Annotated in this window: 10 protein-coding genes and 1 tRNA gene; 9 read left to right on the plus strand and 2 right to left on the minus strand. The window is 33.9% G+C overall.

The features are described 5' to 3' along the window. Position 1 precedes the first annotated feature (1 nt). The gene (gene gldN / locus BLT57_RS05480; protein WP_091423370.1) at positions 2-901 is read left to right on the plus strand and encodes a gliding motility protein GldN; all 900 of its coding nucleotides are present in this window, start codon (positions 2-4) and stop codon (positions 899-901) included. Positions 902-977: 76 nt separating this feature from the next. Beyond that, complete coding sequence (locus BLT57_RS05485; protein WP_091423373.1) at positions 978-2024, plus strand: FAD-binding oxidoreductase; 1047 nt, start codon at positions 978-980, stop codon at positions 2022-2024. On the opposite strand, the gene BLT57_RS05490 is transcribed toward BLT57_RS05485, so the two are convergent. After that, positions 2021-2407 (minus strand): DUF983 domain-containing protein, encoded by a 387-nt coding sequence (locus BLT57_RS05490; RefSeq protein ID WP_091423374.1) that lies wholly within the window; start codon positions 2405-2407, stop codon positions 2021-2023. The genes BLT57_RS05485 and BLT57_RS05490 overlap by 4 nt on opposite strands. 82 nt (positions 2408-2489) lie before the next feature. On the opposite strand from BLT57_RS05490, the gene BLT57_RS05495 reads away from it, so the two are divergent. The 7 genes from BLT57_RS05495 to BLT57_RS05525 all read left to right on the plus strand — a co-directional run bounded on the left by BLT57_RS05495 (position 2490) and on the right by BLT57_RS05525 (position 11824). Further along, the gene (locus BLT57_RS05495) at positions 2490-4397 is read left to right on the plus strand and encodes an ABC-F family ATP-binding cassette domain-containing protein (protein WP_091423377.1); all 1908 of its coding nucleotides are present in this window, start codon (positions 2490-2492) and stop codon (positions 4395-4397) included. 127 nt (positions 4398-4524) lie between these two features. Continuing rightward, positions 4525-5715, plus strand: a complete 1191-nt coding sequence (locus tag BLT57_RS05500) for an efflux RND transporter periplasmic adaptor subunit (protein WP_091423380.1) — start codon at positions 4525-4527, stop codon at positions 5713-5715. Between the two features lie 3 nt (positions 5716-5718). Continuing rightward, positions 5719-8994, plus strand: a complete 3276-nt coding sequence (locus BLT57_RS05505; RefSeq protein ID WP_091423383.1) for an efflux RND transporter permease subunit — start codon at positions 5719-5721, stop codon at positions 8992-8994. 3 nt (positions 8995-8997) lie between these two features. After that, complete coding sequence (locus tag BLT57_RS05510) at positions 8998-10317, plus strand: TolC family protein (protein ID WP_091423389.1); 1320 nt, start codon at positions 8998-9000, stop codon at positions 10315-10317. A gap of 20 nt (positions 10318-10337) precedes the next feature. Continuing rightward, positions 10338-10520: a CPXCG motif-containing cysteine-rich protein gene (locus BLT57_RS05515; protein ID WP_091423391.1), complete on the plus strand. Its 183-nt coding sequence runs from the start codon at positions 10338-10340 to the stop codon at positions 10518-10520. 143 nt (positions 10521-10663) lie between these two features. Beyond that, positions 10664-11578 carry a hypothetical protein gene (locus tag BLT57_RS05520; RefSeq protein WP_091423394.1) on the plus strand — a complete coding sequence of 305 codons (915 nt, stop codon included), beginning with the start codon at positions 10664-10666 and terminating at the stop codon, positions 11576-11578. Between the two features lie 173 nt (positions 11579-11751). Further along, positions 11752-11824 (plus strand) — tRNA-Met (locus tag BLT57_RS05525). 376 nt (positions 11825-12200) lie between these two features. Here BLT57_RS05525 and BLT57_RS05530 read toward each other — a convergent pair. Continuing rightward, the gene (locus BLT57_RS05530; protein WP_091423397.1) at positions 12201-12806 is read right to left on the minus strand and encodes a hypothetical protein; all 606 of its coding nucleotides are present in this window, start codon (positions 12804-12806) and stop codon (positions 12201-12203) included. Positions 12807-12932 lie beyond the last annotated feature (126 nt).

Raw genomic sequence — 12932 nt, forward strand, 5'->3', positions numbered from 1 at the left:
GATGAATTATAAATTTTTATTATCAATCATTGCCACTGTAGGTTTAACATCTAGTATGTTTTCTCAGGCAAACATTTTAAATGCCAAGACGCCTCAAGAGGTTGGTGTTAAGACTGAAGCACAGTTAGCATTAGATAATGACAAACCCTTAGAATATGGTTATGTTGATGATAGAGACATACTGTTTTCTAAAATGACTTGGGAAAAAGTGGTTTTAGATGAACGTGCCAACTTTCCATTATACTTTCCAGTAGATACTAATAACATCGGAAAGGAAAGACGCTCTTTATATCACACCTTGATTAAGGCGGTTAAAGATGGAAGAATTGAGAATGTTTATAATGATTCTTATTTTCACGAAAAAAGAACTTTAAAAGAGCTTAAGGATATTACTACAAAAGTTGATACGCTAGATATTGGTTATGACCAATTAAATGCAGATGGCTATGTAGATCCTGAATATATCACAACAACTAATATCGAAGCTTTTCATATTAGCGCTTACTTAATCAAAGGACTATGGTACTTTGATAAGCGTCATGGTGAATTAAAGTATAGAATTTTAGGTATTGCACCTGCAGCACCAGATGTTAACTTTTTAGATTCTGAAAATGAAGCAGATAAGGTGCCAAATGCTCTATTTTGGGTATTTTTTCCTGAAGTAAGAGAAGTCTTGCACGAAGGGAAAGCCTTCAATAATAGTAATAGTGCAAAACCAATTACATTTGACCATTTGTTAAACTCGAGACGTTTTAACGGCTATATGTACAAAGAAGAAAATGTATATGGAGATAGAGAAGTTAAAGAGTATGTTGCTGATAATGCCTTGATGCAACTCTTAGAGTCTGATCGTATTAAAGATAAGATTAGAAACTTTGAACAGGATATGTGGTCTTACTAAGAGAAGACTTAAATCATAAAAAAAAACGCTCACTAATTTTTAGTGAGCGTTTTTTATTTGACTTATTTTTACCGTAATGAAAAATGTAGATTATATAATTGTTGGTTGTGGATTGGCAGGAATCGCATTTTGTGAAGAATTGCGTCAAAACAATAAGTCATTTATTGTATTTGATAACAACTCTCAACATTCTTCAAAGGTTGCAGCTGGCCTTTATAATCCCGTCATATTAAAACGCTTTACAAAAGTTTGGAATGCAAAATCTCAATTAGAATTAGCGCTTCCAAAATATGTCATTTTGGAACGACTTCTAAAAACTAAATTAAATTATCAACTTCCGGTATATAGAAAGTTCGCTTCCATTGAAGAACAAAATGAATGGTTTATCGCATCAGATAAACCCATATTAGGGGACTTCTTATCTACAACACTCATACCCAATAAAAATCCACACATAAATGCGCAGTATGGATTTGGAGAAGTTCTGCATTCAGGCAGAATACATACCACTCATTTAGTAACATCCTATATTGATTATCTGAAGTCTCAGGATCAATTTTATAACATAGGATTTGAATACGAGGCACTAGTTATAAAACCGCATCAAAAGACTTATCGTAATGTAACTGCAAATCATATCGTTTTTGCTGAAGGCTATGGACTGTCTAATAATCCATTTTTTAATTATTTGCCATTAAACGGTACTAAAGGCGAAATGCTCACTATCAAAGCACCAGATTTAAAAATAGATTTTATTTTAAAATCTTCGGTATTTGTTGTGCCATTAGAAAATGATTTGTATTGGATTGGTGCTACATACGAACGAGAGGATAAAACACATTCTATATCAGAAAAAGCAAAAATAGACTTACTTCAGAAAGTCAAACAGATAATAAATTGTGATTTTGAAGTCGTAAGTCAAGTTGCAGGTATTAGACCAACAACGAGAGATAGAAGGCCTTTGGTAGGGGAACATCCAATACATAAAAACATGTATGTCTTAAATGGTTTAGGAACACGAGGTGTAATGATTTCACCTTATGTTGCACAACAATTATTCAATCACATAGAAGAAGGAAATCATTTAGATCCCGAAATAAATATCAGTCGATTTAACACCTAATCTTTCTTTACTAAAGATTTGTCATAACTCATAAATAAGTTAATCCAAATATTTCTAGACAGCCTCATGATAATTGGACCAAAAGCAATTAAACTAATTACTATGGCAATAAAAGCGGTTATTAATGAAGTTTCAAGCATCAAAAAACTTATTATAAATGTGCCAATAGCAAAGGCAATCCCCACACCATAACTCACATACATAGAACCATAAAAGAAAGAGGGCTCCATTCGGTAACGTGTGCCGCAATGCGAACAATGGTCGTTGATCTTTAAAACATCACGCAATATATATGGGTTTTTAGTGTCATACATAGATTCTTGATGACATTTCGGACAAGCTCCTGTGAGAATACTATATAGTTTCGTGCCTTTTAGCATGATTTAAATTTGTTTACTTTTGCGCTTCAGTTATAAAATACAAAGTTAAGACTAATTAATAAATTCACTATAACAAAAGTAGCAAATGCTCAATATTCATAATCTTTCTATTTCCTTTCAGGGCGAATATTTATTCGAGGATATCACGTTTAAATTAAGTCCTGGTGATCGCATAGGATTGATTGGTAAAAATGGTGCAGGAAAATCTACGATGCTCAAAATCTTGTCCAAAGAACTTGAACCAGATTCTGGCCAAATTGCGGCTGATAAAAACTTGAGTTTTGGATTTTTAAAACAAGATATCGATTTTGTTTTTGGACGAACAGTTCTAGAAGAAGCCTACCAGGCATTTGAAGCAATTAAAGCATTAGAAACAAAAATGGAGTACGTCAACACGCAATTAGCGGAACGTACCGATTATGAGAGTGAAACCTATCATCAGTTAATGGTTGATCTCAATGATATTCAGCATCAATATGAAATCATTGGAGGTTATAATTATCAAGGAGAAACTGAAAAAATATTACAAGGATTGGGGTTTCAGCGTGATGATTTTAATAAACTAACCGATACCTTTTCTGGTGGATGGAGAATGAGAATTGAATTAGCAAAGTTACTACTTCAAAATAATGATATCTTACTTCTAGATGAACCTACAAATCATCTAGATATAGAATCAATCATCTGGTTAGAGAGTTTTCTGAAAAATTACTCGGGTGCAGTTGTTATTGTCTCTCACGATAAAATGTTTTTAGATAATGTGACTAATCGTACGATAGAAATTTCTCTCGGCAGAATTTACGATTATCCAAAACCTTATTCTAAGTTTCTTGTTTTAAGAAATGAGATTAAAGCCCAACAATTGGCATCACAAAAAAATCAGCAAAAGCAAATAGAACAAACCGAAAAACTAATTGAAAAATTTAGAGCTAAAGCAAGTAAAGCGACCATGGCACAATCGCTCATTAAAAAATTAGATAAAATTGATCGTATAGAGGTTGATCAAGACGATAACAGTGTCATGACTCTTAATTTTCCTGTTTCAGTAACACCAGGAAAAGTTGTTATCGAAGCCGAAAACATTTCTAAAAGTTATGATGATAATCACGTATTAACCAATGTTAATTTGATGATTGAACGCGATAGTAAAACTGCTTTTGTTGGACAAAATGGACAAGGCAAATCTACCTTAGCAAAAATAATTGTTGGCGAACTTAAGCATCAAGGTAATTTAAAGCTAGGTCATAATGTTCAAATTGGATATTTCGCTCAAAATCAAGCTGAATATTTAGATGGTAGTAAAACCGTATTGGATACGATGATTGATGCTGCTAACGAAACTAATAGAAGTAAGGTTCGTGATATTTTGGGATCATTTTTATTTAGAGGAGATGAAGCCGAAAAGTATGTGCGCGTCCTTTCTGGAGGAGAACGTAACCGTTTAGCTTTGGCGAAGCTTATGCTTCAGCCCATTAATGTTTTAATAATGGATGAGCCTACCAACCACTTAGATATTACGTCTAAAAATGTTTTAAAGGAGGCTCTTAAAAAGTATGAAGGTACTTTAGTCTTAGTATCTCACGATAGAGATTTTCTTCAAGGTTTGACTAATAAAGTGTATGAGTTTAAAGACGAGAAGATAAAAGAATATTTAGGGGATATTGATTTTTATTTAGAGCAGCGTAACGTAGAGAACTTAAGAGAAGTAGAGAAGCGGACTGTTATTAAAGACATACCAAAAACAACAAATAAACAGTCGTACGAAGCACAGAAAAAGCTGAAATCTCTAAATAATAAGCTGAGTAATATCGAATCTAAGATTAGTCAGCTCGAAAAAGACATCAAAGAAGATGATGTAGAATTAGCTACAAACTATGATGCTACGGTTGCCAACGATACTTTTTTTGATCATTATCAGGCTAAAAAGGAAAAATTAAAGCAATTAATGGCAGATTGGGAAAACATTCAATACGAATTGGACGATTTGTCTTAAATGAAGGCATATATTGTTTTATGTTTTTTTTAACTGCAATACACTCAGTATTTAAATACTTTTGCACCGAAATTACTTGAATTTCTAATATGGTGACAAATAGAAATTCACAAACCATCACATCTTTATGCGTAATATTATCCTTTCTATTATTGGGTTATTATTAATTATTGGCTCCTTTCTTATAGGTAGCCAGTTAATCGAAAACAAGAAAAAGCCAAAGACAGTTCCTGAAAAAATCGTAAAGACGGTCTTTACAGATACAGTTCAAAATGGGACAATTAAAATTATTATCCCAGCAAACGGAAGCCTTATGGCAAAGCGTCGTGTTGAAATCTATTCTGAAGTTCAAGGTGTGTTCAGAACGAGCAATAAACTCTTTAAAACAGGTCAGGAATATCGGCAAGGTGAAACCTTAATTAAGATAGATGCTTCTGAATACTATGCGAGTGTGCAATCTTCAAAAAGTGATTTATATAATGCTATAGCGGCTATCATGCCTGACTTGCGTTTAGATTTCCCAGAAGTGTTTCCAAAATGGCGAAACTATCTTAATTCATTCGACTTAAACAAAACCACACCCATATTACCCGAAATGACTGCGGAAAAGGAGAATTATTTTATAACTGGTCGAGGTATTGTATCTAGCTATTACAATGTAAAAAATTTAGAGCAACGACTATCCAAGTACACTATTAGAGCACCTTTTTCGGGGATTTTAACAGAAGCATTAGTGACTGAGGGATCGTTGATACGTAACGGACAAAAACTAGGCGAGTTTATAGATCCGTCCATATACGAAATGGAAGTCGCTCTGAGTAAATCTTATGCGAGTCTTTTAAAAGTTGGTGAAAAAGTTGAACTCAACAACTTAGAAAACACACAAAACTATACTGGAATTATCTCGCGTGTTAACGGAAGTATTGATGCAACCACACAAACCATTACAGCATTTATTGAAGTCAAAGATGACGCCCTCAAAGAAGGTTTGTATCTCGAAGCAAAATTAAATGCAAAAAGTGAAGATAATGCGATTGAAATCAATAGAAATTTGATGCTAGATGGTGACCAGATCTATGTGGTGAGAGACAGTTTATTAGATATTATCGATGTGAAATCGGTTTATTTTTCTGATAAAAAAGTAGTATTGAAAAATGTGCCTGATGGCACCATCATGTTGTCTAAACCTGTTCCAGGTGCCTATGCAGGAATGTTGGTTAAACCATTCGAAGCTAAAAAAGCAGAAAAGATTTCTATCAAAGATGAAGACGACACGCTTTCAGCAATGAAAACCAAATCTAACAAAGTTAAGCAATAGGTCATGAGAAAATTATTAGCCTATTTTATCCGTTACCACGTTGCTGTAAATGTGTTTATTTTTGCATTTTTCGTGTTTGGTATTTTAGGATATATGTCGCTAAAGTCGTCATTTTTTCCGCTTGTAGATTCCAAAATCATCAATGTCAATATCACCTATCCAGGAGCATCTCCGCAAGAGATTGAAGAAGGTATTGTACTTCAAATTGAAGATAACCTTAAAGGTTTAAAAGGGATTGATCGTGTGACCTCTACATCCAGAGAAAATAGCGGGACAATAACTGTAGAGATTGAGAAAGGTGAGAATATTGACTTTATGCTACTTGAAGTTAAAAACGCCGTTGATCGTGTGCCTTCATTTCCTACAGGAATGGAACCTCTTGTAGTTGCCAAACGTGAAGAGGTTAGAGAAACAATTTCATTTGCCTTAAGCGGAACAAATGTGCCTCTAGCAACATTAAAGCAAATTGGGCGTCAGGTCGAAAATGATTTACGTGCAATTGATGGTATTTCACAGGTGGAAGTTACGGGTTATCCCGCAGAAGAAATTGAAATAGCAGTCAACGAAATTGATTTACTCGCTTTTAATTTAACTTTCGAAGAAGTTGCTCAAGCTGTAACAACTTCAAATATTTTAGTTACAGGTGGTAATATTAAAACCGACGTTGAAGAATATCTAATTCGGGCGAATAATCGTTCCTACTATGGTGATGAATTATCAAATCTTATCATTCGTGCAACACCTGACGGAAAAACCATAAGATTGAAAGATATCGCTATCGTGCGAGATCGTTTTTCAGAAACACCTAACGCTACCTTTTTTAATCAAGAGCTTTCTGTTAATATCTCAGTAACAAGCACCAATAATGAAGACCTCATTGCTTCGGCCGATAAAGTAAAAGATTATATTGAAGACTATAATCAGAAGTACGAAAATATTAGATTGGATGTGGTTAGAGACCTTTCTATAACACTAAATCAACGCACGGCATTATTAGCTGAAAACGCATTTTTTGGGATTGTATTAGTGCTTTTGTTTCTATCTGTATTTTTAAATACACGTTTGGCATTCTGGGTAGCATTTGGACTGCCAATTTCTTTTCTTGGGATGTTCATTTTTGCGGCACAATTTGATGTTACGATTAACGTATTGTCACTCTTTGGAATGATTATCGTAATTGGAATATTGGTAGATGATGGTATTGTGATTGCCGAAAACATATACCAGCATTATGAAAAAGGAAAATCACCCATTCAAGCTGCTATAGACGGGACCATGGAAGTGATTCCACCAGTAGTTTCTGCAATTATTACAACTGTATTGGCATTTTCGTTATTCTTGTTTTTGGATAGTAGAATTGGTGAATTTTTTAGTGAAGTCTCTGTTGTAGTGATTCTAACCTTAGCGGTATCTTTGGTAGAAGCTTTAATTATTCTTCCTGCGCATTTAGCCCACTCTAAAGCCTTAAGGAAACAGAAAGTTGAAGTTAACTCATCCAAAATGAGAAGATTCTTTGCTAAAATGCGAGGAATTAACGCTTTTGGTGATCGTATAATGAGCTTCTTAAGAGATCGTGTTTACTCGCCTACATTAGCTTTTGTTCTTGAGTTTAAATTTTTAGCACTCGGAATATTTGTCGCATTACTTGTCTTAACTTTTGGTTCTATTGGAGGTGGTGTGATTGGTGTAACCTTATTCCCCTCTATTGCCAGTGACCGTGTTACTATTGAACTAGATATGCCTAATGGGACCAACGTAAAGATTACGGATTCTATCATTTCAATGATTGAGGAAAAATCCTTTATCGTTAATCAAGAGTTTACTAAAAAATACTTAGCTGATACAGAAAAAGAACTTTTTGAAAATACAATTCTAACCTTGAATAGCAGTTCTAGTGCAAGGTTAGTGATTAATATGTTGCCTGGAGAAGAACGACCAGATGAAATCGTGTCTTCTGCTGTGGCGAATCGATTAAGAGAAATTGTTGGACCAGTAATTGGTACAGAGCGTTTAATTTTTGGGTCTGGAGGGAATTTTGGTGGAAGTCCAGTTTCTGTGGCATTATTAGGGAATAATATCTCAGAACTTAAAGCGGCAAAAAGTGAATTGAAACAAGTCCTACAGGAAAATCCGCTACTCAAAGATGTCGAAGATAACGATCCTGCAGGCATCAAAGAAATTCGATTAAAACTTAAAGAAAGCGCCTACTTATTAGGCTTAGATTTAAGAACTGTTATGACGCAAGTACGCTCTGGATTTTTTGGAGCACAGGCACAACGTTTTCAGAGAGGTCAAGACGAAATTAGAGTCTGGGTACGTTACGATAGAAGCAATAGGGCATCTATAAATGATTTAGATGATATGCGAATTCTAACGCCTACTGGAGACCGAGTGACTTTAAAAGATATAGCAGTGTATACTATTGAAAGAGGTGATGTTGCTATTAATCATTTGGAAGGTCAAAGAGAAATTCGTATTTCGGCAGATTTAAAAAACCCAAGTTCTAGTGCTACTGATATTTTAGAAGATATTAGAACTAATACTATACCTGAATTACAATCTAAGTATCCTACAATTTCAGCATCTTTTGAAGGACAAAACAGAGAAGCATCAAAATTAGGAAGTTCGTTGAAAGCTGCAGGAATTCCTATTTTAATACTTATTTATATCACAATTGCATTTACGTTCCGTAGTTACAGTCAGCCAATTTTATTAATTCTTTTGGTGCCTTTTAGTTTGACAGCGGTTGCTTGGGGGCATTGGCTCTTAGGATTTTCTGTAAATATTTTATCACTTCTAGGTATTATTGCACTTATTGGTATTATGGTGAATGATGGCTTGGTTCTTATTGGGAAGTTCAATAGTAATTTACGGGAAGGGATGACATTTGATTTGGCACTAACGGAAGCTGGTAAATCGCGTTTTAGAGCCATTTTTTTAACCTCATTAACGACTATCGCAGGATTGGCTCCTTTGCTTTTAGAGAAGAGTAGGCAAGCACAATTTTTAAAACCTATGGCTATTTCAATTTCATTTGGTATCGCTTATGCAACTATTTTAACCTTGTTAGTGTTGCCATTATTTTTAGCTTTTAGTAACAATATTAAGAGAAATGTAAAATGGTTATGGACAAATACAGAGGTAAGCAAAGAGGAGGTAGAGCGCGCTATTAAAGAACAAAACGAAGAACATATTTTAGAAGATGAAACTGGGAATATGTTGATTAATGATGAAACGGAAGACGGTAGTGAGCCCCTTGAATTGAATGAAAAAATATAGCAAATGAACTTTAGAAAATACATCGCATTTGGCTTAGTTTTCTTCGGAATATATGCAAGTGCACAACAGGTTTTAACGACTGAAAATGCCGTTAAATTAGCTCTAGAACACAATTATGGGATTAAAATCGCCAATAGTTCTGTTGATGTGGCAGAGAATAATTCAGGTATTTTAAATTCAGGATACTTACCAACTTTAACAGGAAATGCTGGAGCTTCTATAGATCAGCAAAATACTGAAGGTGAACTAGCTAATGGAGATACAAGAATTGCAAATGGTGCAGAAACGCGTCGGTATAATGCGTCAATAAATTTGAATTACACCTTATTTGATGGTTTAGGGCGTTTATATAATTACAAACGATTAAAAGAAGAGTATCAATTATCTGAGTTGGAAGCTCGAGAAACCATTGAGACCACAATACTTCAATTATTTTCTATTTATTATAGTGTGGCACAACTTTCTGAAAATTCTTCGGCATTAGAAGAAACTATTACTATTTCAAAAGATAGACTGACACGAGCTGGCTACCAATTTGACTACGGACAAAGTACAAAGCTTGAAGTGTTAAATGCAGAAGTTGATATCAATAACGATAGTATTAATCTCATTAATGCAAAGCAACAATTAAGAAATACCAAACGCGATTTAAATATGGTGCTAGGAAATCAAATAGCTCAAGATTTTGATGTCAGTACAGAAATCAGTTTTATACTTCAGTTAAATAAAGAGGAGCTATTAGAAAAAACAAAAGCCAATAATATCACCTTACTACAAGCAGAAAAAAATATAGCCATTAGTCAGTTAGACATTAAAACGAATAAAGCGCAATTTTTGCCTACAGTAGGTCTTGTTGGATCATATGGCTGGAACGAATCGTCAAACAATAGTCCGTTGGCATTTTTGTTACAAAATACAAATACAGGTGTATCTGCAGGCTTAAATTTATCATGGAATTTGTTTGATGGTGGTAGTACGCTAACTAGAATAAAAAATGCACAAATTAATTTAGAGATTCAAGAACTTCAAAAGCAGCAATTAGCTACAGATGTTGAGCGTAATTTTAATAATGCTTGGGATGATTATCAAAACCGATTAACGATTTATCAAGTTCAGGAAGAAAATATCAAAACAGCTCAAAATAATTTTGAACGTACCCAAGAGAAATTCAAATTAGGTCAGGTAACAAGTATTGAATTCAGACAAGCCCAACTCAATCTATTAAATGCAGAATTAAGCCGAAATCAAGCGAAGTATGATGCCAAATTGGCTGAGCTCACAGTGCTTCAATTAAGTGGAGAATTATTAAATGTTGAACTGTAATCTCATATTGAACTAAGACTATGGAAGAACATTTTTTTCAATGCCCTTACTGTTGGGAATCCATTTCAATGCTCATTGATACGTCCCAATCACATCAATCCTATATTGAAGATTGCGAAGTGTGTTGTCACCCAATCCAACTACAAATATCTACTGAAAATCAAGAAATTACTGGTTTTCAAGCGCAAAACATTGAACAATAGAAAAAATATAAACACCTGTAAAACAGATATTTAGTAATTTATTCGATGAACGGTTGTGCATTTCATCGAAAAAAATTGTCATATAACCGATATTCTTCTACATTCGTAATAGAAATTGTTGTCCCTTTAACAAATCTATTATTATGAAAACCGCTAAAATTACATTGTTAATGTGTCTTGTTACCTTATTGTCCTTTGGTAACGTATCCACGAAAGAAAAGGAAGCTTTAACGGCTTTATTCCACTCAACAAAAGGAGAGCTCTGGAAAACCTCATGGGATTTGAATGCGCCCGTTCAAGATTGGTATGGAGTTGTTGTGAAAGACGATAAGGTTATCGAACTTAATTTAGAGTTCAATAACCTTAGAGGTGAAATACCAACAGCCATAGGAGACTTAGTTTATTTAAAAAAAATTAATTTCTTTAGAAATCAAATTACTGGAGCTATTCCTTCAAGTATAGAACATTTAACGGCTTTAGAAAGTTTAAACTTAGCATTTAATAGGCTAACTGCACCAATTCCGCAAGAAATAGGCGCGTTAAAGTCATTGAGACAGTTAAAATTATTCATGAATACCATAGGTGGTGAGATTCCATCAACGATAGGACAACTAACAAGTTTAAGAACTTTAGAATTATATAATAATCAATTAGCAGGAGAATTGCCAAATTCAATAGGAAACCTATTGAATTTAAAAGAACTAATGTTAAGTAGTAATAAGCTTTCGGGTAAGTTGCCTTCAAGTTTATCTCAAGCTAAAGATTTAAAAATTCTGAGTGTATTTGATAATAAATTTTTTGGAACCTTGCCAAATTCTATTTGTAGTTTGACAAAGCTAGAAGAGTTAATAATTTCGGATAATGCCTTTTATGGAAATTTACCTTCAGACATAGCAAGTTTAACAAATTTGAAAGTTTTGCTTTTAGGGAATAACGATTTTAAAGGAGAGTTGGTTCAGTTAAAAGAACAACTTCCTAGTCTTGAGCAGTTTGATTTTGCTGAAGTAAAAAGCGAAGGTGTCATTGTTACCTTAGATAAAGAAGAAGACGATAATTAATTAGTATAGAGTTTTAAATTAGATCTAGCTCTCAGCATTTATTTGTTGGGAGTTATTTTTTTATTTAATTGGTATTGTAGAAAAAAGCTGTTATATTTGCAGTCCTAAAATGATGGAGTCGGCATTATGAACCGAAAGTTAAAAGCTAAGATTATCATTTTTCGATTATAAATCGCGGGATAGAGCAGTAGGTAGCTCGTCGGGCTCATAACCCGAAGGTCACTGGTTCGAGTCCAGTTCCCGCTACAACGAAAACCTCTTGAGAAATCAAGAGGTTTTTTTATACTTGGAAAAGTGAAATTTATTTCAGCTTTTAGAAGTATAAAATAGTAATAAGCGCATTGCGCTTAGGGTTTTCATTGTACAGCTTCTCCATTGGCCCATTGCGAAATGAAATGGAGCAATGAATCCAGTTCCCGCTACTACAAACCAGATACGAAAGTGTCTGGTTTTTTTGTGGCTGAAATTTTGAAGTGTAAGTCTTAAATTGAAAGATATAAAAAATAGATTTGAGCATCAAATCTGGTTTGTCGTACAAGCTTCACATTATGGTCCAACGAGCAAGGTGAGTTAATCCAGTTCCCGCTACTAAAAAGCCTCTTGAGAAATCGAAATGTTTTTTTTATATGTTTTTATCTACGTCATTTTTTAATAAACGATTTAGGACCAAAGCCGATAGTAAACCAAGAAATAAGCCTCCAAAAATCGTCATAAATCCTCCTCCACGGGGCACAAATTTTATAAGAGCAGTCCATAGCAGTGTGCTAATTCCCCAAATAAGAGAATTAGCGAATATCCATAATCGAAAAAAAGCAGTGTGCTTTTTAAGATAACGAGATAGTAAAAAACCAGAGATAGCTCCTCCAAAAAAATAAATTAATGTCCAAACTTCCATCCCGTAAGAATCTATTAAATCAATATTCCTATCAATATCCATCATCAATAGAACAACAACACCAATAGTTTCGGCAATTGCAAACCCAATTGCATTTCGCCATATCCATCCCGAAGGAATATTAATCGTCTTTAAAAAATACCACTGCGTATACCCTATTATGCAACCCATTATTCCTCCCCAAAGTATATAACCTAATCCAGACGCAATAATTTCAGGAAGCAGATTGCCAATAAAAGAAAATAAATGAATAGCTATAAAGCCTATTAAAAGAGCTAAAGGGAAAGCAAATGTATGTGCTATAATCCAATTATTCCAGGTCTTTCGTTTCATTATAGTTTGAATTTAACGTAGTATTTTAATCGATATAATTAATAATATTAATAAATCGATGCGAACTAACAATGATATATATCATGCGGCTAGCAATTACGGCAGAATTATTTAAAATTCAGTAAT

Source organism: Formosa sp. Hel1_31_208, from assembly GCF_900104785.1.
Lineage (GTDB): Bacteria > Bacteroidota > Bacteroidia > Flavobacteriales > Flavobacteriaceae > Psychroserpens.

What these genes read in the sequence shown, in the direction of transcription:
- gldN (WP_091423370.1), top strand. Translation starts at nt 2, where the DNA reads ATGAATTATAAATTTTTATTATCAATCATTGCCACTGTAGGTTTAACA.
- BLT57_RS05485 (WP_091423373.1), top strand. Translation starts at nt 978, where the DNA reads ATGAAAAATGTAGATTATATAATTGTTGGTTGTGGATTGGCAGGAATC.
- BLT57_RS05495 (WP_091423377.1), top strand. Translation starts at nt 2,490, where the DNA reads ATGCTCAATATTCATAATCTTTCTATTTCCTTTCAGGGCGAATATTTA.
- BLT57_RS05500 (WP_091423380.1), top strand. Translation starts at nt 4,525, where the DNA reads ATGCGTAATATTATCCTTTCTATTATTGGGTTATTATTAATTATTGGC.
- BLT57_RS05505 (WP_091423383.1), top strand. Translation starts at nt 5,719, where the DNA reads ATGAGAAAATTATTAGCCTATTTTATCCGTTACCACGTTGCTGTAAAT.
- BLT57_RS05510 (WP_091423389.1), top strand. Translation starts at nt 8,998, where the DNA reads ATGAACTTTAGAAAATACATCGCATTTGGCTTAGTTTTCTTCGGAATA.
- BLT57_RS05515 (WP_091423391.1), top strand. Translation starts at nt 10,338, where the DNA reads ATGGAAGAACATTTTTTTCAATGCCCTTACTGTTGGGAATCCATTTCA.
- BLT57_RS05520 (WP_091423394.1), top strand. Translation starts at nt 10,664, where the DNA reads ATGAAAACCGCTAAAATTACATTGTTAATGTGTCTTGTTACCTTATTG.
- BLT57_RS05530 (WP_091423397.1), bottom strand. Translation starts at nt 12,806, where the DNA reads ATGAAACGAAAGACCTGGAATAATTGGATTATAGCACATACATTTGCT.